Source organism: Campylobacter sp. (assembly GCF_052170435.1).
Lineage (GTDB): Bacteria > Campylobacterota > Campylobacteria > Campylobacterales > Campylobacteraceae > Campylobacter_A.
This window is the reverse complement of record NZ_JBQNAN010000001.1, coordinates 191,452-218,425: the sequence shown is the minus strand read 5'-3', so window position 1 is coordinate 218,425 and position 26,974 is coordinate 191,452. Positions and strand designations below refer to the sequence as shown.

General features: G+C 47.0%; 24 protein-coding genes and 1 other RNA gene. 10 read left to right on the top strand and 15 right to left on the bottom strand.

All coding sequences use genetic code 11. The features are described from left to right. Positions 1-110: 110 nt before the first annotated feature. On the bottom strand, positions 111-998 hold the full coding sequence (locus tag ACTTJF_RS01165; RefSeq protein WP_442550392.1) for a tetratricopeptide repeat protein: 888 nt from the start codon (positions 996-998) through the stop codon (positions 111-113). 196 nt (positions 999-1,194) lie between these two features. Continuing rightward, positions 1,195-1,998 (bottom strand): 3-methyl-2-oxobutanoate hydroxymethyltransferase, encoded by an 804-nt coding sequence (panB, locus tag ACTTJF_RS01160; protein ID WP_442550391.1) that lies wholly within the window; start codon positions 1,996-1,998, stop codon positions 1,195-1,197. Between the two features lie 85 nt (positions 1,999-2,083). On the opposite strand from panB, the gene ACTTJF_RS01155 reads away from it, so the two are divergent. Together ACTTJF_RS01155 and ssrA are read left to right on the top strand one after the other, a co-directional pair. Beyond that, the gene (locus tag ACTTJF_RS01155; RefSeq protein WP_442550390.1) at positions 2,084-2,491 is read left to right on the top strand and encodes an Hpt domain-containing protein; all 408 of its coding nucleotides are present in this window, start codon (positions 2,084-2,086) and stop codon (positions 2,489-2,491) included. Positions 2,492-2,557: 66 nt separating this feature from the next. Continuing rightward, positions 2,558-2,915: a transfer-messenger RNA gene (gene ssrA, locus ACTTJF_RS01150) on the top strand. A 417-nt stretch (positions 2,916-3,332) separates the two neighbouring features. On the opposite strand, the gene ACTTJF_RS01145 is transcribed toward ssrA, so the two are convergent. From ACTTJF_RS01145 to ACTTJF_RS01110, 8 genes are all read right to left on the bottom strand, one after another. Further along, positions 3,333-4,052, bottom strand: coding sequence for a fumarate reductase iron-sulfur subunit (locus tag ACTTJF_RS01145; RefSeq protein ID WP_002953066.1), 720 nt, complete (start codon positions 4,050-4,052; stop codon positions 3,333-3,335). Continuing rightward, positions 4,045-6,063: a fumarate reductase flavoprotein subunit gene (locus ACTTJF_RS01140; RefSeq protein ID WP_314068742.1), complete on the bottom strand. Its 2,019-nt coding sequence runs from the start codon at positions 6,061-6,063 to the stop codon at positions 4,045-4,047. Before ACTTJF_RS01140 ends, ACTTJF_RS01145 begins: the two co-directional genes overlap by 8 nt. An 18-nt stretch (positions 6,064-6,081) precedes the next feature. Beyond that, complete coding sequence (locus ACTTJF_RS01135) at positions 6,082-6,780, bottom strand: fumarate reductase cytochrome b subunit (RefSeq protein WP_314068743.1); 699 nt, start codon at positions 6,778-6,780, stop codon at positions 6,082-6,084. Positions 6,781-6,885: 105 nt separating this feature from the next. Next, positions 6,886-7,701 carry a prolipoprotein diacylglyceryl transferase gene (lgt, locus tag ACTTJF_RS01130; protein ID WP_442550389.1) on the bottom strand — a complete coding sequence of 272 codons (816 nt, stop codon included), beginning with the start codon at positions 7,699-7,701 and terminating at the stop codon, positions 6,886-6,888. After that, positions 7,698-8,255, bottom strand: a complete 558-nt coding sequence (locus ACTTJF_RS01125) for a hypothetical protein (RefSeq protein WP_442550388.1) — start codon at positions 8,253-8,255, stop codon at positions 7,698-7,700. The genes lgt and ACTTJF_RS01125 overlap by 4 nt, the downstream gene beginning before the upstream one ends. A gap of 49 nt (positions 8,256-8,304) precedes the next feature. Then, the gene (locus ACTTJF_RS01120) at positions 8,305-10,464 is read right to left on the bottom strand and encodes a heavy metal translocating P-type ATPase (RefSeq protein ID WP_442550387.1); all 2,160 of its coding nucleotides are present in this window, start codon (positions 10,462-10,464) and stop codon (positions 8,305-8,307) included. Next, a complete protein-coding gene (locus ACTTJF_RS01115) occupies positions 10,464-10,667 on the bottom strand; it encodes a heavy-metal-associated domain-containing protein (RefSeq protein ID WP_276709847.1) in 204 nt (67 codons plus the stop codon). The genes ACTTJF_RS01120 and ACTTJF_RS01115 overlap by 1 nt, the downstream gene beginning before the upstream one ends. Next, positions 10,664-11,218, bottom strand: a complete 555-nt coding sequence (locus tag ACTTJF_RS01110) for a GNAT family N-acetyltransferase (RefSeq protein WP_442550386.1) — start codon at positions 11,216-11,218, stop codon at positions 10,664-10,666. The genes ACTTJF_RS01115 and ACTTJF_RS01110 overlap by 4 nt, the downstream gene beginning before the upstream one ends. A 117-nt stretch (positions 11,219-11,335) precedes the next feature. Here ACTTJF_RS01110 and ACTTJF_RS01105 point away from each other — a divergent pair, with 117 nt between their 5' ends. The 3 genes from ACTTJF_RS01105 to ACTTJF_RS01095 all read left to right on the top strand — a co-directional run bounded on the left by ACTTJF_RS01105 (position 11,336) and on the right by ACTTJF_RS01095 (position 14,038). After that, positions 11,336-12,043: a YebC/PmpR family DNA-binding transcriptional regulator gene (locus ACTTJF_RS01105; protein WP_315017303.1), complete on the top strand. Its 708-nt coding sequence runs from the start codon at positions 11,336-11,338 to the stop codon at positions 12,041-12,043. A gap of 14 nt (positions 12,044-12,057) precedes the next feature. Further along, on the top strand, positions 12,058-12,552 hold the full coding sequence (locus tag ACTTJF_RS01100) for a peptidylprolyl isomerase (RefSeq protein WP_442550385.1): 495 nt from the start codon (positions 12,058-12,060) through the stop codon (positions 12,550-12,552). Between the two features lie 115 nt (positions 12,553-12,667). Then, on the top strand, positions 12,668-14,038 hold the full coding sequence (locus ACTTJF_RS01095; RefSeq protein ID WP_442550384.1) for a cation:dicarboxylate symporter family transporter: 1,371 nt from the start codon (positions 12,668-12,670) through the stop codon (positions 14,036-14,038). A gap of 50 nt (positions 14,039-14,088) precedes the next feature. On the opposite strand, the gene ACTTJF_RS01090 is transcribed toward ACTTJF_RS01095, so the two are convergent. Then, a complete protein-coding gene (locus ACTTJF_RS01090) occupies positions 14,089-14,559 on the bottom strand; it encodes a hypothetical protein (protein ID WP_442550383.1) in 471 nt (156 codons plus the stop codon). After that, on the bottom strand, positions 14,471-14,800 hold the full coding sequence (locus tag ACTTJF_RS01085; RefSeq protein WP_442550382.1) for a DUF6882 domain-containing protein: 330 nt from the start codon (positions 14,798-14,800) through the stop codon (positions 14,471-14,473). Before ACTTJF_RS01085 ends, ACTTJF_RS01090 begins: the two co-directional genes overlap by 89 nt. Before the next feature lie 136 nt (positions 14,801-14,936). Here ACTTJF_RS01085 and pepT point away from each other — a divergent pair, with 136 nt between their 5' ends. Next, the gene (pepT, locus tag ACTTJF_RS01080; protein WP_442550381.1) at positions 14,937-16,172 is read left to right on the top strand and encodes a peptidase T; all 1,236 of its coding nucleotides are present in this window, start codon (positions 14,937-14,939) and stop codon (positions 16,170-16,172) included. A 385-nt stretch (positions 16,173-16,557) separates the two neighbouring features. After that, on the top strand, positions 16,558-17,127 hold the full coding sequence (locus tag ACTTJF_RS01075; protein WP_442550380.1) for a tetratricopeptide repeat protein: 570 nt from the start codon (positions 16,558-16,560) through the stop codon (positions 17,125-17,127). A gap of 191 nt (positions 17,128-17,318) precedes the next feature. On the opposite strand, the gene dcuC is transcribed toward ACTTJF_RS01075, so the two are convergent. Both dcuC and pepE read right to left on the bottom strand, forming a co-directional pair. Next, positions 17,319-18,626: a C4-dicarboxylate transporter DcuC gene (gene dcuC, locus ACTTJF_RS01070; RefSeq protein ID WP_442550379.1), complete on the bottom strand. Its 1,308-nt coding sequence runs from the start codon at positions 18,624-18,626 to the stop codon at positions 17,319-17,321. A gap of 265 nt (positions 18,627-18,891) precedes the next feature. After that, positions 18,892-19,602 (bottom strand): dipeptidase PepE, encoded by a 711-nt coding sequence (gene pepE, locus ACTTJF_RS01065; RefSeq protein ID WP_442550378.1) that lies wholly within the window; start codon positions 19,600-19,602, stop codon positions 18,892-18,894. A 254-nt stretch (positions 19,603-19,856) separates the two neighbouring features. Between pepE and ACTTJF_RS01060 the strand changes: the two genes are divergently transcribed. From ACTTJF_RS01060 to ACTTJF_RS01050, 3 genes are all read left to right on the top strand, one after another. Continuing rightward, the gene (locus ACTTJF_RS01060) at positions 19,857-21,299 is read left to right on the top strand and encodes a nicotinate phosphoribosyltransferase (protein ID WP_442550377.1); all 1,443 of its coding nucleotides are present in this window, start codon (positions 19,857-19,859) and stop codon (positions 21,297-21,299) included. Between the two features lie 321 nt (positions 21,300-21,620). Continuing rightward, positions 21,621-23,180 carry a hypothetical protein gene (locus ACTTJF_RS01055; protein WP_442550376.1) on the top strand — a complete coding sequence of 520 codons (1,560 nt, stop codon included), beginning with the start codon at positions 21,621-21,623 and terminating at the stop codon, positions 23,178-23,180. A gap of 898 nt (positions 23,181-24,078) precedes the next feature. Beyond that, positions 24,079-24,645 (top strand): ATPase, encoded by a 567-nt coding sequence (locus ACTTJF_RS01050; protein WP_442550375.1) that lies wholly within the window; start codon positions 24,079-24,081, stop codon positions 24,643-24,645. A gap of 37 nt (positions 24,646-24,682) precedes the next feature. On the opposite strand, the gene ACTTJF_RS01045 is transcribed toward ACTTJF_RS01050, so the two are convergent. Further along, complete coding sequence (locus ACTTJF_RS01045; RefSeq protein WP_442550374.1) at positions 24,683-26,971, bottom strand: hypothetical protein; 2,289 nt, start codon at positions 26,969-26,971, stop codon at positions 24,683-24,685. Positions 26,972-26,974: the final 3 nt, after the last annotated feature.

The window sequence follows — 26,974 nt, the reverse complement described above, 5'->3', positions numbered from 1 at the left end:
GCAAAACCCAAAGCCTCAAATTTATCCGCCTCGGCAAAGCGGATAAATCTCAAAAATCAGCTTAAATTTGACGAAAAATACAGATCGCGACCGACCAAATCGGTCCGAGCTTAAAACTCCGCTATCCTCGCTTTTAAAAGCTTGCAGTCGCTATCGTTGCCGAATTTACAACCCTCAGCGATGGACTCGAATTTTTCGTAAATTTCGATATTTTTCTCATAATTTTCAAAACCAAGCGCCCTGCAGCCGTCGTCGTTGCCGAGCTTGCAAGCGCGCGAATAGCCGTCGTACGCGTCATAAACCGCAAACTCCACTCCCTGCGAGTGCTCGTAAACGTAGCCTAGAGCATAACAGCCAAGCGCGTTTTTCATATAGCACGAGGTGTCAAAAGCCTTGTGCGCGCTTGCTAGATCGCGCTCTGCGCCCAGCCCCTCATGCATCATCCTGCCGTAGTTGTAGCAGCCCGCGCCGTCAAATTTCCTGCAAGCTTTGGCGTATAAATTTACGGATTTTTTGAGATCGTTTTGAGATTCGTAGATGAGGCCCAGGTTGTTGCAAGCCGCCTCAGAGCCCAGCTCGCAGCCTTTTTCGTAGAGGCGGAATATTTTATTTTCATCTTTGGGACCGAAAATTTCCTTGACGTTTAAAAGCGCCAGGTCAAAGCAACCCGTGCCATTTCCCAGCTCGCACGATTTTACAAAGAAAAGCTCGGCTTTTTCGTTGCTTTTCTGGGCTCCAAGCCCACTAAAATGCATACTGCCCAGCGCCGCGCAACTCATCGCGTCGCCCTCCTCGCAAAGCGGCGATAAAATCTTAAAAGCAGCGTCATAATCGGCATTTTCGATAGCCTGTCTCGCGGCCTCCTCGCGCTTAGAAAATCGCTTCTCGTTCTGCATTTGCTCGTTTTGCTCGCCAAGACTATCGATGCCTAGCCCAAAATTCGGATTTGAAGCCGTTAGCGCGCTAAAAAACGCCGCTAAAATCAATAAAATTTTCAAAACACGCTCCTTGTTTTTAACTAGTCTTGTTTTGATAGCCAAATTTTACCCGTCAAATTTGACGAGGGGCGGGTAAATGCAAGCGTTCAAATTTTAACCAAACTCTGTTCGTCAAATTTAACGCCTAAGGACCAAATTTGCAGCCGTTTGCCGGGTGATCAAATTTACCCCGCCGACTAGATTTACCCAAAACAAGCTAAATTTTATACTCGAACTCCTCGCTCGGAAAGGTCTTTTCTCTAACTTCGCGAGCGTAGGCTTCTACCGCCGTTCGCACCAAATTTGAGCCGTCAAGATAGTGCTTGACGAATTTTGGCTTAAACTCGTTAAAAAACCCGAGCATATCGCTCCACACGAGCACCTGTCCGTCTACGTCGACACCCGCCCCGATACCGATGATAGGCATTTGCACGCTCTTTGCGACCTTTGCCGCAACCGGGCTTAACGTACCCTCGACCACGGCTGAGAACGCTCCCGCGCGCTCGAGAGCTTTTGCCTCTTCGATCAGGCGTAACTCGTCAGCCTCGCTTCGTCCTTTTATCTTGTAGCCGCCTTCGTTTCGCACAAACTGCGGCATCAGCCCGATGTGGGCCATCACGTTTATGCCCTCGCCAACGAGCCTTTTCACGATAGGAGCGGCTTTTAGACCGCCTTCAAATTTGACCGCGTCCACGCCGGCTTTGATAAGTTTAGTCGCGTTTTTTAACGCGGATTTTTCGTCCTGATAGCTACCAAAGGGCATATCGGCCACGACAAAAGCGTGCTTTGCGCCCTGCAAAACGGCCTTAACGTGGTAAAGCGCGTCATTCATTTTTAGGCTAAGGGTGTCTTTTTTGCCGTTAAAGCTCATATTTAGACTGTCGCCTACCAAGATAATGTCGACGTAATCGTCAAAAAGCCGCGCAAAAAGAGCGTCGTAAGCCGTGATCATAACGATGGGCTCTACGCCCTTTTTGTTAATTATATCATAAATTGTAACTTTTTTATCATTTTTTAACATAAATTTCATCCTTAAATTTAGGTATTTTATTTTTAATTTTATCAAAAAAATGATACAATCAGGGCAATAATTTTAAGGAAAATAAATGGGAATACTAAAAAGCCTCGAGATAGACTACTCTTACGATATTGTGGAGGAGTTTTTGTCGCATTACTCCTTGATGTGCGACCTGATGGAACCTCTCATCATCGGGCTAGCTAGAAACGATAGATATAACGCCAATATCAATGAGCTTTTTAGAATTTTTCATAATATCAAGTCCGCCTCGAGCTTTATGAAGCTCAATCCGATATTTAAGCTAACGACATTGGCAGAGGAAATTTGCGGCGAGGCTAGAGAGCTACAAGGGCCCGCAAACGACGACTTTGTAGACTGGTTACTTTTGGTGAGCGATCAGTTTGAAAAATACAAAAACGATATAGAAACCGATGCGGAGTTTTTCGGAGTTTTGGATACAAATATCGTAAAAATCCCCCAAAAACTAGACGTTTGACAAAAAATACAAAAAATAATATAATCCACAACCTTTAAAACAAGGCTAAATTTAGCCTATTCTTACGGGAGCGACTTGGCTTCGACAGGAGCAGAGCGGTCACGGTGGCACGTCGCTTTGAGCAAAGCGTAAAAAGCTCAAATAAATTTAAACGCAAACAACGTTAACTACGCTCCTGCTTACGCTAAAGCTGCGTAAGTTCAGTTGAGCCTCGCCTAGTCCGATACTAGCTAAGATAACGGCGAGTAACCCTAGCTAGCGTAGGCTGGCGGCCTGACGAGCTGCTAGCCGAAATCTTGTCTTAGTCTAAAATAAGGTTTTGGAAAGTGAGCCCTTTTAGATGAAATTTTCACTTTTGCTAAGCGTGTAGAGGCTGTAATCGGTTTGTTTTTGGACAGGGGTTCGATCCCCCTCGCTTCCACCATTTAACATTTTCACGAGGTTTCAAAAGACTTCAAAACACAAGCTTAAAATTGTTTTTCCTTATTATAAATTTATATGCGCTTTCAAGAAAAGAAGCATATTTTATCGTCTAAAGCAAAAATAATTAAATACTCTAAGCCTTACATTCAAATAGATACAATTTCTAAATTTATACCGGCAAATCAAAGCAGGCAAAAACCGAGTGTAAAAAAACCGTAATCAAATTTAGATTTAGGCAAAATTTGACCCTTTCATATATCTGCATATTTTGAAAAACTTAAATACTACAAGCATCATTAAATTTGAACAAATTTAACCAAATTAAAAAATAAATTTGACGCTAAAATTTGAGAGAAGTAAAATAGAAATAAAAGTAAAATTTGAAGTGAAATTTAAAAGGGGTCCTAAGACCCCTTGGCTACTTTATTACAGCCATCTTTCTGCGCATATACGCGATCCTGCTTTGTAGCGGGAGGTGTTTAGGGCAGTTATCCTCGCAGCCTAGCAAAGTCATACAGCCAAACACGCCGTCATCGTCGCCGATAAGCTCGTAAAAGTCCTCGTCGGTTCGCTTATCAAGCGCGTCGATTTTAAATCTAGCTACGCGGTTAAGTCCGACCGCACCGATGAAATCAGGCCTCATGATAGCCGTACCGCACGCAGCCACGCAGATACCGCACTCGATGCAGCGGTCAAGCTCAAATACTTCCTGCGCCACTTCGGGCTCAACCTTTTCCTCAAGCTTAGAGATATCGGTCTCGTGGTCGGTGTGTATCCAGCTCTCCACGCGCTTACTCATCGCGTTCATCCAGTTGCCCGTGTCTACGCTTAGGTCTTTTAGTAGCTTAAATACCGGCAGAGGCATAAGCTCGATCACGCCGTTTGGATAGTCTTTGGTTAGCGTACGGCAAGCAAGCTTTGGCGTACCGTTAACTAGCATACCGCAGCTACCGCAGATACCGGCGCGACAAACGAAGTCAAAGCTAAGATCCGGGTCAAATTTCTCGCGAATTTGATTTAACGCTATAAAAAGCGTCATGCCGTCGGTTTCCTCTAGCTCGTAGGTCGCGAAATGCGGCTTTGAAATTTTGCTTAACGGATTATATTTAAATGCTTTTATGGTTATTTTTCTACTCATATCCTATTCCTGCTCTTTCGTTTGGTGCTTTATATTTAGGCTGAAGATCATAGTGCATTAGCGCTTCTTGGATCTCGTATCTGCCTTTGCCTTCGGCTTCCATTTTGGCGCGGATCTCATCGACCTGCGCTTGGCGTACGGCGCTGTCCGGGTGCTCGATGATGTTACCCTTAGCTCCATATCCGCGGAATGCCGGCGGAATTTCCATTTTCATAATATCAAGCGGCTCATACACGATAGTCGGTAGCGTATCGCCCTCTTTCCAGCTAGTTAGAGTTCTGTTTAGCCAGTTTAGGTCGTCGCGTTTCGGATAGTCTTCGCGGCAGTGCGCTCCGCGACTCTCGGTGCGATCAAGCGCGCCTTTTGCTATACAAAGTGCCAGTTTTAGCATTTTCGGTACGCGGTAGGCTTCCTCAAGCTCAGGGTTGCCAAAAAGCGCCTTGTTTGCGACTTTAACGTCTAAAGATTGTTTATAAAGCTCTTCAAGCTCTTTTACCGCCACGGCTAGACCTTCGCCCGTTCTAAAGATCGCCACGTGCTCCCACATGATATCTTTCATCTTGTTTTTGATCTCAAATACGTTAAATTTGCCTTCTTTTTCCACTAGGCTCTTTAGATAGTCTTCCTCTTTTTTAACGAATTTTTCGATATCGTTGGTATTTATCTCGATCTCGTGACTACCGCAGTAGTCGGCAAAATAATCACCAACTATCATACCAGCTACGACCGTTTCAGAAACGGAGTTGCCGCCTAGACGGTTAAATCCGTGCATATCCCAGCAAGCAGCCTCGCCGGCGCTAAATAGACCCGCTAGCGTCGGACTCTCGCCTGTAGGCTTAGTTTTTATGCCGCCCATAGAGTAGTGCTGCATAGGAAGGATCGGCGCCCAGCCTTTACCGCGCTGTCGTCCGTTCTCGTCGGTATATACTTCGGTGTCAGCAGGATCGATACCGTTAAAAATTTCGCAAATTTCTTGAACGTCGCGTAAATTTTTCTCGATATGCTCGCGTCCTAGGATCGAGATATCTAGCCAAACGTGATATCCGTATGGGCTAGGTACGCCCTTGCCTGCGCGGATATGCTCCATGATGCGGCGGCTTACGACGTCGCGGCTAGCTAGTTCTTTTTTCTCAGGCTCGTAGTCGGGCATAAAGCGATATCCGTCTACGTCACGTAAAATTCCGCCGTCGCCGCGGCAACCTTCCGTTAGCAAGATACCGCTTGGAACGATCGGAGTCGGGTGAAACTGCACCGCTTCCATATTTCCTAGCTGAGCTACGCCGGTCTCAAGTGCGATAGCCGCGCCGATACCTTCGCAAACTACGGCGTTTGTAGTGTGTTTATAAACCCTACCGTAGCCGCCCGTAGCGATTAGAGTACCTTTTGCGACGTATGCCGTGATCTCGCCGTTAACTAGATCGCGAACGATCGCGCCGTAACAGCGGTTGTTTGCGTGGATTAGCGCGATAGCTTCTTTTCTGTCGTGGATTTCGACGTTGTGCTTTAGAGCTTCATTTGCTACGGCAAAAAGCATAGTGTGTCCGGTGGCGTCTGCCGTAAAGCATGTTCTCCATTTTTTAGTTCCGCCAAAGTCGCGAGAGTGGATGAGTCCGTGGACCTCTTCTTTTTCTACGATAGTCGTTTTTTGAGCGTTGATGATAGCGCTTCTCTCGCCTTTTGTTATACGAGTCCAAGGCACGCCCCAAGCTGCTAACTCGCGGATCGCCTTAGGCGCAGTTTGACAAAACATACGTGCAACTTGCTGATCGCAGCCCCAGTCGCTACCTTTTACCGTGTCGGCAAAGTGTACGTCCTCGTTGTCGCCTTCGCTCATTTTTGAATTTCCCAAAGAGGCTTGCATACCGCCTTGCGCAGCCGCAGAGTGCGAGCGCTTAACCGGAATTAGGCTTAAAACTACCGTACTTAGCCCCTTTTCTCCAGCGGCAACGGCAGCTCGAAGCCCCGCTAGACCGCCTCCGATAACTAATGCATCATAATATTTTACGTTCATTTTTCAAAGCTCCTTTTCCTAAAGACTGATCCACACGAAATCGGCGATCAGCGCGATGACCGCGAGCACTCCAAAAACCGCAAATATCGCAGTTTTGGCTTTATTTCTTTTTGCGAACATCTCTTGTTTGTTTACTCCGTCGATACTTATCCATTTTACATATAGGCGGTACATTCCCACGCCGGCGTGAACGACCATAAATACAAGTAAAGCGAAGTAGAAAATTTCTAGTTGATGAAATGCGGCCGCTGATTTATCGGCAGTGATGTGTCCGCCGAAGATTATATCGACTAAGTGCGCGCTGGCTGCGAAAAATAGAGCAAAACCGGTTAAAAACTGAAACCACCAAAGCGTAGTATCAAGGTGTTTCATGCGGTCTTTGTGACCTCTAAACATGATATATTGTCTGTAGTTTGCAGGGAATTTTCTCACCGCTAAAAATGCGTGAGCGATAAAAATGACAAATATTACCGCAGCGATAACGTTAGTGATCCACCACGTAGCCTCGCCGAATAAAAATTTAGCCTCCGCGAAACCTACAACGGCGTTAAATGCGCCCTTGCCGAATAAAATGGTAGAGGTAAATACCATGTGACACAAAATAAAACAGGCCAAAATCAGTCCCGTTATACTTTGCCATCTGTCCCAAACGGCAGGAGTACGACTTTTTTTCGTATCCGCTTGCCTACCTAAGAAGCCCTCGATTAGCCCACTCATGAGCCCTCCTATAAAATTGAAATAAATTATCATAACTTAAGAGAAAATTAAATTATGATACTAGAAAAACGGTGTAATAGTATCGCAAATTACTTTAAAAACCTTTTAAAATTTTGTATATTTTTTATTTAAGATAATATAAAGGAAAATCCCGCACGCAAACATTAAAAAGGATAGTATCTGCCCCATAGATAAATTTAAAAATACAAAGCCGATACCGAAATCAGGCTCTCTAAAGAACTCGCAGACAAATCTGGCAAATGTATAAAGTATGGCATAAAGAGCTATAAGTTCGCCGTCAAATTTTTTAAATTTTCTATAAATAAAAAGAATCGCAAAAACAGCAAGCCCCTCTAAAACGGCTTCGTAAATTTGCGACGGATGGCGCATCTGTCCCGCGACGTTGATCGCCCATGAGACGTCCGTGATACGACCGAACAGCTCTTGATTTAAAAAATTTCCGATACGACCGAAAAAATATCCAAGTGGAATGCTAAGCGCGACGAGGTCCAAAAGCTGCCACAAATTTTGCTTAAATTTACGGCAAAAAGCCCATGTCGCTATCAAAAACCCGACCACCGCGCCGTGATAGCTCATACCACGGATACCGACGAATTCGCCGTTGTGAAAGGGGTTAAAAATCTGCCAAGGGTGAGTGAGATAATAAGCGGTATTTGGATCGTAAATGACGATGTAGCCGAGCCTCGCGCCCAGTATCACGCCGATTTCCACCCAAAAGAAATAGTTATCAAGCAGCGAATTTGAAATTTGCATATTATCGCGCTTGACGATAAATTTAGCCATCCCGAGCGCCACGAGCAGCGCTAGGACGTACATTATCCCGTACCAGTGCACCTTGATGCCAAACAGCTCAAACGCGACGGGATCAAAATTTATATAAAAGTCGTTCCACCAACTCATCTAGGCACGACTTTGACTTTTAGCGTATTTTCGATGCCGCTCGCAAAATCCTCGAAAAGATACCCCATCGCGCGGTAAAATTTACTTTTTGCTTCGTTTTGCAGGACCGGGGCTAGCTTTTTTGCGTACGGTAGCAGATACGAGCTTAGCAAAACGCCCAAAATTTCCTTCGTCTGCTCGTCTTGTTTTAGCTCGACGACGGAGGAGAAAAACGAGAGCTCGTTCGTTACGCTATCAAGCGCGCTGACGTTTAAATTCGGGCTAAATTTGCATTTTTTATAAAATCCATCAAGCCGCGCCTTATCGCCCTCGAAAAAGAACTCCGCGTTAAAATATTTTTTCAAATTTGCGAAGTCTTTCGCGATCTCTAGGGTGCTTTCAGTTTTTATCGACTCCTCGTATAGCGCTCGTCCTTTGGCGTTTGCTTCGCTATCGTTTGTTATTATCCATTTTGGATTTTTATTTAACTCGCTAAAAAGCTTCGCGCTCGGCGGTAGAGCGAAATTTAACGCAAATATCCTTGCGATCACGGCATAAAATTTACCTAAATTCATCGTTTTCCTTTGTGTTTTTTGCGGGATTTTACAAAATTTAGGCTAAATTTTAGATTTGCTTAAATCGTAATCTGATCGAATTTAACACGACAGTAACCGAGCTAAAGCACATCGCCGCAGCCCCGTAAACAGGCGTTAGCATAAATCCTAGCGGCGCAAAAACTCCCGCCGCGACGGGGATACAAACGGCGTTATAAACAAACGCCCAAAATAAATTTTGCTTTACCGTTTTCATCGTCTCGTTGGCTAAATTTATCGTAGCTACCGCGCTTTTTAGATCGTTTTTTACCAAAACTACGTCGCCGGCGTCTTTTGCGATGTCCGCGCCGCTACTCATCGCGATGCCCGCATTTGCTTGCTTTAGCGGTGCGGCGTCGTTGATACCGTCGCCGACAAACAGCACTCCGCCCTCTTCTTGCAGGCGTTTTATGGTTTCAAATTTTTCATTAGGCAACATGCCGGCAAAGACCTTTTCTATGCCTAGCTTGCCCGCTACGTTTTTTGCGGTAAAGGCGTTATCTCCGGTTAGCATTACCGGCGTTACGCCGGCGTTTTTTAGGCTTTGCATAGCCTGTGCGGCGTCTTCTTTTACCGTATCGCTAAGGGCTATAAATCCAACGTAAATTTTATCCACGGCCGCGAGTATTACGCCGTTTCCTTCGTTTTGCGCTTTGGCGATTTGCTCTTTAGCCTGAACGCTTATCTCTACGCCAAGCTCGCTTAAAAATGCCTCGTTGCCCGCTATCACATTCTCATCGTCGCTTTTTACGCCGCGTCCCGCGATATTTTCAAAGCCCTTTTCGTCGCCTAAAATTTTAAGCCCCAGCTCGTTTGCGTATCTAACGATAGCGGCTGATATCGGATGCGAACTTTTAGCCTCTAGCGCGGCGATTTTGGCTAAATTTTCATCGTTTATATCGGTAAAATTTACCGAAATTTCGCCCTTGGTTAGCGTGCCCGTTTTATCAAATACCGCGTATTTCACGCCGCCAAGAACCTCTAAAACCTCGGGGTTTTTAATGAGGATTCCGTTTTTAGCGCCCAGAGATAGCGAGGAGACGATAGCTATCGGGGTAGCTAGCCCCAGCGCGCAAGGACACGAGATAATCAGCACGCAAACCGCGCTTAGCACGCCCTGTAGCGCATTTCCCGTAATAGCAAACCACGCGCAAAACGTAACAACAGCGATAGCTATCACGCTAGGCACGAAGATATTTGCCACGCGGTCGGCAAAGCGGCTGATAGGCATCTTTTTGCTCGACGCGTCGCTTAAAAGCTCTAGAATTTGCGACAAAAGCGTTTGATTAGCGGGCTTAGTAACCTTTACGTTTATGTAGCCGTTTAGATTTATGGTCCCGGCATTGACCTCGTCGCCTTGCCTTTTATAGACGGGCAGGCTCTCGCCCGTTAGCATCGAGGTATCGATCTCTGCGCCGCCGTTTATCACGACTCCGTCGCAAGGCACCGCGTAGCCGCTTTTTACGACCGCGATGTCGCCTATTTTTAGGCTCACTGCATCCACTTCCAGCGCGCTACCGTCTTTTTGTAGTACGAGAGCGGTCTTTGGCGACATATCCATGAGCGATTTTATATAATCGCCTGCCCGAGCTTTTGAACGTTCTTCTAAAAATTTACCCAGTAGCACGAAAGCCGTTATCATAGCCGCGCCAGAAACGTAGAGGTGGCGCATGCTTTCGGGTAGGCGCTCGCCCGCGATAAAAACCCCCAGCGAGTACACAAACGCCGTGCTAGTGCCCAGCGCGACGAGTACGTTCATGTCGAAATTTTTATTTTTTAGCGCGCCGTAAGCATGGATGAAAAAATCCCGCCCGCACGTAGCTATCGTGATAAAGGCAAGCGCCAGCATAATAGCTGATTTTGCCGCGCTTGGCTGCTCGCTCATCTCAAGTGCCATGATCACCGCGCTAAAAGCGGCGGCGGCTAGGAAATTTCGGCGTAAATTTAAGATATGCTTCTCGCGCTTAGCTTCAAATTCCGCCAAATCCTTTGCCACGCCGTAGCCTAGCTTTTTTATTTTTTCCTCTATCGCAGCTTGTACCTGAGCGTTTTCGACGACAAATTCGCCCGAGCCGTTTGCGAAGCTGACCTTAGCGTCCAGTACGCCCGCGATCTTTTTGGTTACGCGCTCGATGGCGTTTGAGCAGTTTACGCAGGTCATGCCCGCGATGTTTAGTTTGATATTTTGCATCAAATTTTCTCTATGACGCTAAATCCCAAATCATCCAGCTCCTCTTTAAATTTCGCCTCGTCCTTACCGTCTAAATTTACGCTCACGACCTTCGGCTCTACGCCAAGATCGACCTTTATCTCGCCGTATTCATCGCCAAGAGCGTTTTTTATGGTGTTTGCGCAGTTTTCGCAGTGGATATTAGCAACCTTAAATTTAGTCATCTTATCTCCTTTATCATATGGTAGTATTTGTGAGAATTTATGATCATTTCGCAGTCGGTCTCAAAGCCCAAACGCTCGTAAAAAACCATGGTTTTAGGCTTTTTTTCATCGACGATGAGGGCTACTTTTTTGATATTTCGTTTTGGTGCGAGGGTAAAGATAAATTTGATCAGCTCTTTTGCGATACCTCGTCCGCGAAACCTCTCGTCAACGGCTAGACTATCGATATATAGCTCATCCGCAAAGCACTCCGTCTGCGGAACTTCGTTTGAGCCAAGCATCCGCAAATGTGCCCTAATAGGCTCATCCAATACCTCAATCTCTCCTCCGTCGTAAGCGCAAATCGCACCCGCGATCTCGCCGTCAAATTTGAAAACGAATACGTTGTTGTAGCTTAGGCGGTTTATCTCGCTTCTAAAAAATTTATGCAAAATTTCATCGCTCTTAACGGGGTCGCTCACGCCACTAAGCGTAAAAGCGATGTCCTCCATAGCTAAATTTAACAACTCTATACAGCGCGCGGCGTCGTCTTTTTGGGCATTTAAAATCATATTCGGATTATAGGACTTAAAGCTAAATTTTTTGCTAATACGCTCAAAACCTCGCGTTTTTAAAAAAATGCAAAATTTTTTTAGATATAATTGGGCAAAAATTTTTAAAGGAACGAAATGGGACGAGCGTTTGAATATAGGCGCGCCGCGAAGGAAGCGCGCTGGGACAAGATGAGTAAGGTTTTTCCAAAACTCGCAAAAGCCATAACCGTGGCGGCTAAAGAGGGCGGCACCGAGCCTGATATGAACCCGAAACTTCGCGCTGCGATAGCAGCGGCCAAAGCGCAAAATATGCCAAAAGACAACATCGACGCGGCGATAAAACGCGCCAGCGGCAAGGATAGCGCGGATATCAAGACTATCTTTTACGACGGCAAGGGCGCTCACGGCGTGCAGATCATCGTCGAGTGCGCTACCGACAACCCGACTCGCACGGTCGCAAACGTCAAGGCGATATTTAGCAAAAACGGCGGCGAAATTTTGCCTAGCGGAAGCCTAAATTTCATGTTTACGAGAAAGAGCGTTTTTGAGCTTGATATGCCCGCAAAGGAGCTTGACGAGATCGAGCTAGAGCTCATCGACTTTGGTCTAACCGAGATCGAGGAGGAAGACGGCGTGCTTTATATCTACGGCGATTACGCAAGCTTTGGCACTCTTAGCGAAGGTATCGAAAAGCTGGGGCTTGAAGCCAAAAAAGCCAGCCTGCAATACATCGCAAATTCACCCGTAAGCCTAAACGAAGAGCAAATGAACGAGCTAGAAAAGCTGCTTGATAAGCTCGAAGACGACGACGACGTGCAAGCGGTTTATACAAATATCGAATAAATTTAAGGAATAAAATGAGAAACGACGAACTAAAAATCTACGACATCGACGCGGCCGAGCTTGCTAAGCTCAAATTTGCCGTGATCCACACCGAAAAAGGCGATATGAAGCTCGAGCTTTACGGCGACGAAGCGCCGCAAGCGGTGACGAATTTCGCGCACCTAGCCAAAAGCGGCTTTTACGACGGATTAAATTTCCACCGCGTGATCCCAAATTTCGTGATCCAGGGCGGCTGCCCGCACGGTACGGGCACCGGAGGGCCGGGCTGGCGCATCAAATGCGAGTGCGTAGGCCAAAAACACAAGCACAAACGCGGAGCGCTATCTATGGCGCACGCCGGACGCGATACGGGCGGCAGTCAGTTTTTCGTCTGCCACAGCGCGCAGCCGCACCTTGACGGCGTACATACGGTGTTTGGACAGATCGTGGACGAGCCTAGCCTAAAGACTCTAGATAGCGTCAGACAAGGCGATAAGATAAACTCGATCGAAATTTTAGAGAGTTTGTAAAATTTGATGAAATTTGCGGCGGCGGGTAAAATTTGACCAAAGTCGCCGTGATTTTATCTTTTTATATAAATTTATTTGTTAAAATAGCTTTTTAATAATTTTTAAAGGACACCTCTTGAACCCAAGCGTTTCAAACGCGGCAAAACCGCAAAAACCTTTTCTTATTAGAATGTTTACCAACCTAGCGTTTTGGGTGGTTTTCGGCATCGTCGCAGGCATCGCGGTCGGTATGATGTTCCCTGATCTAGGCATCGCGAGCAAGCCGGGCATCGACTACTTTATCAAAGCCTTAAAAGCCCTCATCGGACCGATTATCTTCCTCACGATAGTCTCAGGCATCATCGGACTTGAGAGTATGAAGGAACTGGGCTCCATCGGACTTAAAGGATTTATCTACTTTGAGGTCGTTAGCACCATAGCCCTTGCCGTGGGAATAATCTTTGGCGAGACGCTAAGACCGGGTCACGACATGCACCTTGACTACACGCAGCTTGACGCCTCTAGCGTAGAAAAATTTACGAGCCAAGCCTCAAATATAGACGCAAATAGCGGAATTTTAGCGCATACGCTTCATATTTTACGCGGCGCGGTACCGGTTGACGGCATTTTCCCTTACGTGCATCTGCTTGATCCGTTTATCAAATCAAACACGCTTCAAGTGCTATTTTTGGCGATCGTGACGGCCGTCGCGATTTCGTTTTTAAAGCACGACTATAAGAAGAAAATCCTAAGACCGCTTGAAATCGCTCAGCACTGGGTGCTAAAACTGCTTACGATTTTGATGCTATTTAGCCCGGTCGCGGCATTTTCCGCGATGGCGTTTTTGATCGGTAAATTCGGCATCAACTCGCTTTTGGGTATGCTTGAGCTACTTTTCGTTATGGCGTTTGCGAGCTTGTTTTTTATATTCGTAGTTCTCGGCGTGATTTGCTATTTTGCGAAGGTTAATATCTTTAAATTTATGCGCTTCATCGCAAAAGAAGTCTTGATCGTATTTGCGACGAGCTCCTCGGAGACAGCGCTAGCTCCGCTCATGCAAAAGCTAGAAGCCGCGGGCATCCACAGAGGCGCGGTCGGACTCATCATACCGACGGGATACTCGTTTAACCTCGACTGTACGAACATCTACCTATCGCTTAGCGTTATTTTCCTCGCTCAAGCCTTCGGTATCCCGCTAACCGTCGAGCATTTGATACAAATTCTAGTTATCTTGATGGTAACGAGCAAAGGCGCCGTCGGCGTCACGGGCTCCGGATTTATCATACTTGCGGGTACTCTTGCCGCGCTTCCTAGCGCAGGTATCCCGGTCGTCACGGTTGCGGTGTTGCTTGGCGTGGATAAATTTATGTCCGAGATGCGCGCGGTCGGAAACCTCTGCGGCAACGCCGTAGGCTGCCTAATCATCTCGATCTGGGATAAAAAAGTAGATATGGAGAAATTCCGCTACGCCCTCGATCACCCGGACGAGTTTCACTTCCATTCGTAAAATTTAAGGCGGTGGGCTTTTAGCTCATCGCCTTGCTCAAACCACCCAAATTAAAATTCGTATTTAAACCCGACTATCCTACCCTTATCGTCAAATTTAATCAAAAGCTCTTTGTCAAATTTGGCTACGATCTCGTCTTTGGCTTTCTTAAAAAGTCCGCCCTTTTCAACGTTTTCATCAAATTTGACTCCGTTAAATTCCAAAAAGCTTTTGATGAAAATTTTATGATCTACGTCGTGATTTTGTATGCAGCCGCTTGCTGTTTTGACAAACTCGTGCACGCTAAGAGGCTCAAAAAGCAAATCCGGCGCGTCGGTGATCGCTACAAACGCACAGCCCTTATCGTGCCTGCAGCCGTAGTAGCATAAATTTTCGTCAGCGACTCCACACGCTGCGATACACAGCGTATGTCCGTTAAAGGTTTCATCAAGCTCAAAGCTTAGGCTCGCTAAAAGCCTGCAAACCCCACTCCAGCCCCGCGCGCAACACTTCCGCCGAAAACCGCGTCGCCTCCTCGCCAAAGTTATTTACGTTCGCGTGTCCCCACAGCCACGTGTCGCTCACGTTTGACTCGCTGCCGATAAACTGTATCTTGTAAATTTGATCGCCGAAAGCTATCTCGCATCGATCAAAATCAACGTTCCAGTCGAGGTTGCCGACGATATCAGCAAATCTACCTTGCACGGTTGCCATCTTGCCCAGCGTCGCCGAAAAAACCTGATGAAAGTCCGAAAGGTCGCTCACATAGCATAAATTTCGCATTTTTACTCCTTTAAATTTAGTTTGCGAATTATACCGATTAAATTTTAAACTTGCCCAAAAATATTAAAATTTTATTTTAAGCTTAATTAAAAGATAGTATAATTTCATAAATTTTATCTCAAATTTAGGAGCGAACATGGACATAGTCGAGAGATTTTTACGCTATACAAAGATCAACACAACGACAAACCGCGAAGCGGGCGCGGCGGGCATCATGCCTTCAAACCCTACCGAGCACGATCTGGCAAAGCTGATAGAAAGCGAGCTAAAGGAGCTTGGCTTGCAAAATATAAAAAGGCGAGAAAACACTATAACCACGGCCGTTTTGCCGTCAAATTCCGCTAAAAAGCTGCCCTCCGTGGCGTTTTTCGCGCACCTTGATACGAGCGCGGAGCAAAAAAACGACACGAAAGCGCAAATCGTGCGCTACGAGGGCGGCGACGTCACGCTAAATAAAGAGCTAGACATAACGCTAAAACTTAGCGAATTTCCAGAGCTTGCCAACTACGTCGGAGACGATCTCATCGTAACGGACGGCACCAGCCTGCTAGGTGCGGACGACAAGGCTGCGATCGCCGCCATCGTAAACGCCGCACAGTTCTTCATACAAAATCCGCAAATAGAGCACGGCGACGTGACGTTTGGCTTTTTACCCGACGAGGAGCAAGGCCTGCGCGGAGCCAAGGCGCTTGAAGTCTCGGAGATAAAGGCCGATTTTGCTTACTGCCTGGACTGCTGCGGCATAGGCGAGCTGATTTATCAAAACTGGAACGCCGGCGACGCGGTCGTGACCTTCGTCGGGCAGTCCGCGCACCCGATGAACGCCAAGGGCAAGCTAGTAAATTCATTGTTGCTCGCGCATAAATTTATCTCGATGCTACCCGGCGGCGAAGCACCAGAGTACACTGACGGCGTCGAGGGCTACTACTGGGTCAAAGAGCTATCGGGCAACAGCGCAAAGACCGTGCTAAAGCTGGACGTTCGCGAATTTAACGAGGCAAAATACGCGCAGCGTATGGCATTTCTACAAGATCTTTCCGACTCGTTTGCTAAAATTTACGGCGCTCACAGAATTCAAATCAGCCTAAAAGACCGCTATAAAAACGTATTTAACTACCTAGCGGACGGCGAAAACAGCCTGCCGGTCGTCGCGGCAAAACAAGCCTACGCTCGGCTAAACATAGAACCAAAAGTTATCCCGATGCGAGGCGGCTACGACGGCGCCGTCATCTCGGAAAAGGGCGTACCGTGTCCGAATCTCTTTACCGGCGCGCACAACTTTCACTCCATCTACGAGTACCTGCCGGTAAAATCGCTACGCGCGGCCAGCAACGTCATCTGCGAGATCGTAAAAATCATAGCCGAGAAATAAACTCGGTCAAATTTGAGGGCGAATTCGCTCTCAAATTTTAAAAGTCAAACTGAAATTTACGCGCTTTTTGAAAATGCCGGTTTTTAAATTTATGCGCTTTTTAGTAAGCGTGCTTTGCGCTCAAATTTTTAGGCTGCTTTTTAAATTTGCGATCCGTCGCCGAGACGAATTTAGCTCGGCTCACTCGGACTTGCGGCGACATTTTGCCCGCCTGAGCACTGCAAATCCGATCAGGGTCAAATTTGCAACCGCCTTTTATCTTACGCTCCGAGACCCGCTCCTTTACGGCGCTAACCCAAATTTACGTCAAATTTAACCCGCTCGCCCGAATTTAAGCTCGCTTTGCGTAAAATGCAAAGAGTGATTTTAAATAGGAGCAAATTTAATGAAAAAGACGTTTTTAACCCTGGTCGTAACTGCGGCTTTGATGAACGGCGCCGATCTAGACGCGCTACAAAAGGAGTGCGACGGCGGAAACGGCGCAAGCTGCTACGAGCTTGGCGTCTTGTACGACAACGCTAGGGAAGGAGCCTCGCAAGACTATCAAAAGGCGGCCGAGCTCTACTCAAAGGCTTGCAATCTAGGTAACGGCGCCGGCTGTTCAAATTTGGGCTTTTTATACGATAACGGAAGCGGCGTGGCGCAGGATAGCAAAAAAGCCGCCGAGCTTTACGCCAAAGCGTGCGATATGGGCGATGAAGCGGGCTGCTCAAATTTGGGCTTTGCCTACGCAAACGGACGCGGCGCCAGGCAAGACTACGCAAAAGCTAGCGAATTTTACGCCAAAGCGTGCGAGATGGGCAACGGCGGCGGGTGCTACAATCTAGGCAACCTATACGCACAGGGACGAGGCGTCAAAGAGGACGCAAACGCAGCCGAAAAATACCTCAAAAAAGCGTGCGAAATGGAGCCCGAGCTAGCCTGCGACCGCTATAAAGAATTTACTCAAAAATAACATTGACCGCCTTTGCGCGGCAAATTTGACTCGGTAAATTTGATAGAAAAAGTACCTGCTTGTGAGATACGAGGCGCGCAAGGATTAAATTTAACTAATTTTCTAAAATTTAGAGATTTAAAAAAGGACGACTAGCGCCACCCATGGAAAAAGTCGGCAAAGCGCCGACTTTATCAAATTTAACTCTAAATTTAGAGCATAAAAAACGCTATAACGCACACGGCTATCGCCATCGCCGGAGCCGTTCGCTTAGCTATCTCGACCGGGCTAACCATCGCAAGACCGGCGCACACGATCGCAGCACCCGCGATAGGAGACGACGAGCGGCCTAGCGCGCCTGAGATAGCAGCGGCCATGCCTAGTTTATCTTGCGCGAAGCCAAGATCTGCGGCATGAACGGTGATAGCTTGGTTAAACGCCATAGTAGCCGCATCCCCAGAACCCGTAACCGTACCCATGAGATACGGCACGAAAGTACCGCCGTAGCGCACGAACTCCTGAGAGTGTTTTAGCCACTCGGTGACCGCGTCGATCGCGCCGCACGCCTTTAGACCCGCGACGAAAACGCCCGCTGCGATGATGATACCCATAACCTCGGCGTATGCGCTGCCCATACCGTTAAAAAACTCTTTGGTGATCTTCTCAGGGCTCGTCCACGTGATGAAAATCGCGATGATAGCGCCAAGGATCATAGCCTCGGCCACGCCCATCTTCGTCCATGCTAGCCACGAAATTTTATTTAGGCTTGTGCCGCCGACGACTAGGATAACTAGCGGGATGAGAGGCGCTAGGGCAAAGAGTAAATTTACCTTCGTCTGCGTCGCTTCGCCCGCGTTGCTTGTAGATTTAGACGAGAAATCCTGTCCTTTTTGATAATCTTTAAAGATAATCGCCGTCAAGCTAATCACGATCAAAACGACGATGCCTGCAGCGACGGCGTTTGGAAACTGAACGCCGATGACGTCTTGGACGGTGTAGGCTTCATTGGTCTTTTTTACCATGTCGGTTACGAAGATATTGTGCGCCGAGCCAGGGCTTAGCACGCCGCCAAACGTTCCCGCAAACACCGCAGCTCCCGCCATCGCAGGACGTACGCCCGACGCCATCAAAAGAGGTATCATCGTAGCCCCGACCGCAGCCGAGCAGCCCGCAGCCGACGGTATAGCGATGTTGATAAAATAAGTCAGCACGAAGGTAGCCGGAATCAACAAAAATCCGATATTTTTCATCGGCTTGGTAAGTAGCAAAACTAGGTGCTGGTCGCACTTAGTCACCTTCATAACGTAGGCAAAGCCCATACTGGCGCAAATGGCTTTAATAAGGCCGGCCGAAGTCATCGACTTCGTAAAGCTCTCAAGCGCTCCGAGCGGATTTAGACAGATGACGCAGAGTACGAGTCCCACGCCGATGAGCACGGTTTTGGTCTCTCTTTTTTTGACCAATAAAAACACGACGGCGATCAAGCCTATGACCGCACAGATTAGCTTAGCAGTAGCCATTTTGTCCCCTTTCGTTTTGTGTTTTATACTTATTTCAAATTTTGATCAAATTTGCGCCGCTTGGCTTTTGCGCGCTAAATTTGAGTCAAATTTAATCTTTTCGTTTAAATTTATCGGTGAGCTTTTATCTAAAATTTGCGAGCCTCTAAAAAGTGCTCCTCAAATTTGAGATTTTCGCCAAATTTCGCCAAATCGAAACGAATATTTAAAGAACGTTTTTGCCGATTTTAGCCCGCTCGTTAAATTTGAGTGCGGGCCCAAACGGCTAAAATTTAAAGCTCTCGCCGACTTTTATGAGCTCGGTTTCTTTTTGATACGCCATTTTTAAGACGGGGCTGTTTTCCATGCCCATCACGGTTGCGTTTTCGCCCTTTATCCTTAGAGCCGTGCCTTCAGGCAGCGCGTAAATCAGGCTTTTTTGATTTACTATCAAAAACTCCTCCAGCCTCTCCTCCCTACTTTCGCCGTTGTGTCCGGCGATCTTACCGCTGATAAAATGCGGATTTATCTGATGCGGGAAGATATTTAACGCGTCAAAGCTTTTTGGCATGATGATAGGCATGTCGTTTGTGGTCATCATCGTGCTTCCGGCAACGTTTGCGCCCGCGCTCCAGCCAAAATAAGGCACTCCGGCCTCCACTCTTTGCCTGATAGCTTCGACTAAATCAAATTTATAAAGATAGTAAAGCAGCGCAAAGGTGTTTCCGCCGCCGATACAGATAGCTTTAGCCTCGGCTACGGCGCGCTTTGGATCGCTAAATTTATGGATGGACGCGATATTTTTATACTCTAGGCAGTCGATGACCTTTTGCTCGTACTCGTCATTCGTGCGGCGAACCCCGGCGTACGGGATGAAAAGTACCTGCTCGTCCCAAACTCCGCACTCTTTCAAAAACTCGTATATCCAGTTTTTACAATGCTTAAGATAGCCCGTATCTTTGTAACTCGAACTGCTTAAAAGCAAAGCCTGCTTCATAAAATCCTCCTAAATTTTCAATTTTTATTTCCTTCGAAAATCAAAAAACGTAATTTAAAATATAAAGATAATATAAAAAATTTTCTTTAAATAAAATATTTAAAACTATATGCTAAAGGAGCTTAAAAACCGATAAAAAGTGATAATATTATGAGATTAAATAATATATTTGTTTAAAATCATTCCGCCGAATTTCAGCGTCTCGCAAGCCGCGGGGTTATATCATTATCAAATTTTAACGAGAAAGGGCAAAAATGACGCAGTTTGACGCGAGAAATGTCAGCATGGTGATGGATCTTTACGAGCTTACGATGGCGGAGGGGTATTTTAAAAGCGGGGATCAACCGCGCGTGGCGTTTGACGTTTTTTACCGCAAGGTGCCCGACGGCGGCGGTTTTGCGATATTTGCGGGACTTGAGCAGATTATAGAGTATGTGGAAAATTTACACTTTGATGAGAGCGACGTTGGCTACCTGCGCTCGTTAAATTTATTTAGCGAGGATTTTTTGGATTACCTGCGCAAATTTCGCTTTAGAGGCGATATATACGCATTTGCCGAGGGTACGATCATCTATCCCCAAGAGCCTTTTATGACAGTCGTGGCCTCGCCTATAGACGCGCAGCTCATAGAGACGGCGATTTTATCGCAGATAAACCACCAAAGCCTCATCGCGACCAAGGCTAGACGCATTGTAAAGGCCGCGGACGGCAGGAGCGTATTTGACTTCGGCGCCAGACGCGCGCATAACTTCGACGCGGCCGTATACGGCGCTAGAGCGGCCTATATCGGCGGCGCGGACGGCACGGCGACGGTACTGGCGGCTAAGGCTTTCGGCATACCGACGACGGGCACGATGGCGCACAGCTGGGTTATGTATTTCGGCGACGAATTTGAAGCCTTTAAGCGCTACGCCCTGCTCTATCCGGACTCCGCTTCGCTACTCGTAGATACCTACGACGTGCTGCATAGCGGCGTACCAAACGCGATAAAAACGGCAAAAGAGGTGCTAGAACCGCTCGGTAAGCGCCTAAAAGCGGTCAGGCTAGACTCCGGCGACCTGGCATATCTATCCAAAAAAACGCGCGCGATGCTGGATGCCGCAGGGCTACAAGACTGCAAGATCACGGTCTCAAACAGCCTGGATGAATACACCATCGCCTCGATCCTGGCTCAAGGCGGACAGATAGACGGCTTTGGCGTGGGAGAACGGCTGATAACCTCCAAGAGCGATCCGATCTTTAGCGGGGTTTATAAGCTTGTCGCAGTCGAGAATAACGGCAAATTTAGCCCTCGCATCAAGCTCTCAGAAGCGGTAGAAAAGATGACCAATCCCGGCATAAAAAAGGTCTGGCGCATCTACCAAAACGGCCAAGCCATAGCCGACCTCATCACAAACGCAGACGAAACGCCGGATCTATCCAAGCCGTACCGCTACATAGATCCCGAAAAACCGTGGAAGGAGCTGTATTTTGAGGGCTGCACGGCGCGGCAGCTACAAAATCTAGTCGTAAAAGACGGTAAGCGCACGGGCGAGAAGGTAAATTTAGCGCAAATCAGAGAGTACGTAAAAGAGCAGCTCGAAAATGAAATTTGGCAGGAGGAGCAGCGCTTTGAAAACCCGCACAAACACTACGTCGATATGAGCGTAGGCTACTACGAGATGAAGATGAACCTGCTAAAACAAACCAAAAAATAGGCGAATTAGATTTCGCCTTTGCTTGATTTTGACGTCAAATTTGACCGCAAATTTTAAAAATCGGCTTAAATTTGACTTACGATAACTGTTTTAGAGTAAATCCAATGACAAAATAGCTTTAAAAATCTGAGATAATTTAATATGAATAGGTAGTGGGTTCACCAACTACCATACTTACAATAAATATCCCCAAAATACTGCATATTGTTGAAGTTGTATATTTTTAATATCCGTAAAAATATCCGTTTACTTTTTTGTCTTGTAGCTTTTTATAAAATTTAGGAAAATCCATGTTACCTTTTTAAACAAAAAGGACGCTAAATGAATCTATCTCCTGAGCTATATCTCAAATTTGCTAAAGACGTCGAACCTGAAATTTTTGAAAACAAGACGCCTAAATTTCACCTCGAAATTATACGCTTTATCGACGGCGAAGGGCAATATAAGGCCGTGGCAGTTTTTCGTGGCGCTGGCAAAACTACCCTACTAAATAAAATTTACGTATTAAGCCGCCTTTATTTCGCCACCGAGCCCTTTATTATGATCGTTTCGGCCAACGAAGACAAGGCTACGGCGTTTTTAGAAGCTATAAAAGGCAGCATCGACAAAGCAGCTGCTAAAGGCTACGCCTTGGCTCGCGGCAAGGCTTGGAACAAAGGGTTTATCGAGGTTATTATTAATCAAGGTATGAAGGATGAAGACGGCAAAAGTATAGAGAAAAAATGCTACGTAGTGTCTCTCTCGGCTGGGCAAGATCCTCGCGGTATGAATATCGACAACATGCGCCCAACGTTGCTGATCATCGATGACCTGGAGAGTAAAGTAGGCAGATACCCTATCGATTCAAACGCAAACCGCCAAAAGCTGCGCAGCTGGTTTTACGCCGACTTACTCCCTACTCTACACCCTACCCGCGGCAAGGCCGTGATACTAGGCACCATACTAAATGGGGACAGCATCCTGAACAACATCGTAAACAACACCGAGGAAATGGACGCCAAACAAGACTGGACCTACATAAAAATTCCGATCATCAGAAACGGCGCCAGCTCATGGCCGTCTCGCTTTTCGATGGATAAAATCAAAAAAATACAAAGCACCCTAGTCTCAAAAGGGCTAGCTAACGAATTTTATCAAGAGTATATGTGCGCCGCAATAGATCCGCAAAAGGCCATCTTTAAGCGCGAATATTTCAGGTACTTTAAGGGAGTGGAGTATAGGGCGGACGAACCTTTTACGACCGTGACCGTAACCGACGGGGTAAACAAACAAGAGCTAAAAATCAGACGAGCAAACAAAATTGAGCTAGAAAGCGGAGAGAAAATTTGGCTAAAAGAGTGTCAAATTTATACCGTGGCCGACATATCAAGCGGGAAAGGTAGGGACCAGACTGCCTACGTTACCTTTGCGATAGATAGGCAAAACAGGCTTTTTATCATCGACATCACAAGCGGATACTTTACGCCGTTTGAGCGAAGCCTACGGATAATCGAAATTTACCTTACCTTTAATCCCGCGCGCATCGGTATAGAAAAGGCCGGCATGCAAAACGACTTTTTCTACACGATCGACACTATTCAAAAATTAACGGGCGTAAATTTGCCGATAGATCCACTCAGCCACGGCGGCAACTCCAAAAACAAACGTATCTCAAATTTAGAGCCCTACTACCGCACTAGGCAAATTTATCATAATGCAAATTTAAACGCCACCGACGAACTAGAGGCACAGCTGCTGGGGTTTGACCCGGAAACGGAGAGCAAGAGCGACGATATTATGGATGCGGCCGCATATATTTTACAGTATATCGCAGGAAGATTTTTCGACGAAAGTTACGATGAAATTTACGAGGAATATGAAGATGAGGAGAGTTGGGTGTGAGTCCAAACCGAGCACAGCGGAGGGGGCGGCGGCCGCAAGCCCCAACGCTGGCGCGCTCGAGAGGGTGGCTCACAAAAAGATAAAGTTTTATAAGAGGATCGACCAAATTAGATAAAAAAGCGCTATTTTAGGGCTTTGCAAGTGAAATTATAAGTAAATTTTATAATAAAAAAGTTTGAAAATTTTGAAATTTTAAGGGTGACTGTAGTATTGTAGTGCGCGGGGCGAGTGGGTTCATACCCCCCCCCTATAACATCTAAATTTACCCGCTCGCTCCGATCGGCTGCCGCTAGTTTAATAAAGCCGCCGCCGCGAAGCTTAAAAAATAAAACTAATCAGCCCGAGCAAAAGCCGCCCTAACCTTAAACCAAATCGCCGTTTTTCGCCCAAATTTAGCTAAATTTGCCCACCCTAACCTTAAGCCGCTTTTCTTTACCGTGCGCAAATGCCCTATTTTAGGCACTCTTTAAAAAGTAGTATTGAAAAGTATTCTTTTCGTTACTAAATTTTCAAACCGTTTTTCGCTGATTTTCCACTCGCGAAGCTTAAGCCGTTTGCGAGCAAAAGCCACCCGAGCAAGCCGCCATGTCTGCCTATTTTTTCGCCAAAGCCCGCAAAAACATCAAAAAACGGGCTGGGTTTGGCTTTCAAAACCCGCACGCTCGCCCCGCCCCGAGGGATTATCTCATTATTTTGCTCCGGCTGTTTTGCGTGTTCGCGTTTGCGCCGTCGCCGTAAGAGAAAATGCCAAACCGCGCCCCGTCGCCGCATCGCTTGCCGCTTGTGTCGCTCTAAACTCGCGCGATCGCCACCGCTCGGCCTATTTAATGCCCCGCATACACGACCGAGCTTAAGCAAATTTTGGCTAAAATCGCGCAAATTATATAAAAGGCTGTAGATGAACCAAGATGAACTCGAGGCGATATTCTCTAAAGATAGACTAGCCGGATACTCCAGTGCTGACGAGCATAGGGCAAATTTTTTGCTTATCCGCGAGCTAGCACCAAAGCTGGGCATCATCGAGATCGCGACTAGAAACAGGGTCGCGCAGATTTTGGACATCGGCGATGGCGCGTTTGTCTCGCATCAGACTTTCGGTTACTGGGCGCAGCTGATCAACCGCCGCAGTATTCATAACCTGATTTTAGACCTTAGAGGTGTGGACTTTCGCAAATACTCAAAGACAAACAGAAAAACCAAGCTAAGAAATTTTTACAAAGTCAGGATATGCCTCGATCTTTTGGTTTCGATTAGAAACCGCGCTTTCCACTTTGAAAATTTATATAAAACCAACGACGGCAAACCTCGCGTGAGCACGTTAAGAAACGGGGAAGTAACGGGCATAATGCCGCAAAATTTGAGTATCTTTTTAGACGATATTATGGGATGTTTTCATGAGAATTTAAGAGGATATTTAAATGAGAGCGGCGAGAAAGAGAAGCTCTCGCCTTTAACTTCGGGTTGATTATAGCTCAAATTTCTAAAAAAGTAAAGAAAATCGATCACTCCCCAAACTTAAATTTAAAGCTTCCAAAAGCCCCGCCGCCCTGCTTGCCTTGCTTTAGCAGCTCGATATCTAGCTTCACGCCGTCTGCGGTCGCGGCGTCTTTTATACGCTTAAATTTAGCTTCCGCCCTAGCCTTAGCCTCGCGCAGATCTTGCACGCTTAGCTTTGCGATCTTTTCGTTATGGGCTTTGGCTTTTTCTACCTTTTCCTTATCTTTGGAGTCGGGCACTTTTACCGGCACTAGCTGCTCATACTCCTTGCGAGCCTTTTTTAGCTCCTTGCCGTACTCTTTTTCTTTGTTAAACCTTCTTACGCCCACGCCCCTTGCCATTATACCGCCGTATCCTAGATCGTCTTTGTTGTAGTCTTTAGGCGCGACGTTTAGCCCCGTGATGTCGGCCGTAGCCTGTGCTCCTAGCTGCTGTCCGTAGCGACCTAGCGGAGAGATCGGCGGGAAGTAGCTTTTGGTTAGCTCCAGCACTCTTTTGGTTATTTTTTCGGCGGCCGAGTCTTCTTCGCCCTCTATCTTGTAGCCTAGCGTACTCTTGCCGCTTGCTATGTTTATAGCGCCGCCGACGAAGCCTCCGTTAAACTCCAGCTTGTCAAACCCATCAAACCTAAAGCCCGGCACCAAGCGCCCGGAGTTAAAATACCAGTCCGTACCGCCAACCCTCATCCAACTTTTTACGCCCACGAGGTTTGGCAGCGCGCCGCTTTCGGCCCACTCCGGCTTTGCTAGATTATCTTGCTCGTTGTCCGCCCCCAGCCATGCACTACCGCCGCCGTAGGCTAGCACCGCTTGCATCATCAAAAATCTATCCGGACGCTTTAGCGCGGCCTTTACGACCATCGGAGTCGCTTTCACGGCATAGTGAAGAAACGGCTGCACTCCGCTTTTATCAAGCATTTTTAGCGTGCCGTTAAAGTGCGTTGAGTAGTCCACATACGAGTACTGCGCGTCTTTCATCGCCGCCTTTAGCTCATCCGCGCTAAATTTGCTAAAGTCGTTTACGTCAAAGCCCTTGTCTTTGGCGATCATTTCAAGATTTTTTTTAAACCTCGCGATCTTAAATACCTTATCCTCCATCGAGTATAGATATCTGGCTTTGTCGCCCAGATAGCTACCCTCGGCCATATACGCGTTTTTTAGCGCCCTTGTTAGGATATTGCCGCCTGAGTCGCTCTGTAGCGGTCGTACCAGCCCCTCAAGGTCGCTTAGGTGGCTATCAAGACCTAGCGAGTTGGCTAAATTTTCCCATTTTTTAAATTGCCGGCTCCCGCCTATCCACGCCGTCGTAGTCTTTACCGCTTCGTTAAAATCCCCGTGCAAAAACGCAAGAGCCATATTTGAGCCGAAGTTATAAAGATGCGTAAAAGGATTTTTCACCGTCACGTTTACCTTGATATGATCGATCAGCTTGTAGTATGAGCCGTTAAATTTCGCCATCTCTCGGCCTAGCATCTCAGCCTCGGCTAGAGCGTTTGCGACGTCTTCAGGCACGTATTTGCCCGCCAGCGCGCCGTATTTTTTGATACCGCCGCCCGCGCTTTCGTCGCTTATCCTTACCCATTTTAGCCCTTCGGCCCCTTCAGGCGGCGCGTCTTTAGCAAATTTATCCGCGAAAAGCTTTAGGGTTTGGGCTTTTGCGAGCTGCTTTTTTTGCTCTAGGATCGTATTTGTTACCGCGAAGGCCGCATCGTCCTCTATCTCGCGCAGTTGCTTTTGCTCCCAACTCATCTGCTTTCTAGCAAAAAACTTGCTCTGCCTGAGCGCCTTTGCGATGCGGCTATTTTCTTTAGCTTCGTCTAGGTGTTTTCTGTAGTAGTGTTTGACGTAGTCTTTGATGACGTTTTTTGACTCTAGCGCCCCCGCGTCCACCAGGGCTTGCGCTCCGTCGTCTATAGTCTTGCGCACTTTTTCGTATAGCGGCCTGACGTGCTCCGGTAGCTCGCTAGGATTCATCTCGCCGTCTAGCGCCTTAAACATCGCCTTTCTATTGCCTAGGCTTAGCTTGCCTAGATACTCTTTAAACTGCCCTGCTTGCGCGTATATCGCCGCAGTGGTTCTGTGGTATTCGCCCAGCAGCTCGTCGATCTCCTTGGCGTGATCACGCACGTCTAACAGCTCACCGGCAAACGGGATATTTTCATCAGCCCACTTTGCGGCTTCATCCAGCTTTTCGCCCGCCTTTTCAAATGTGCTATCAACCTTTAGCGCCCAGCGATCGAGTAGCTTCCCTGATCTTTCTTGAATCTGTTTTAGTGGACATTTTTCATTACTCATTTT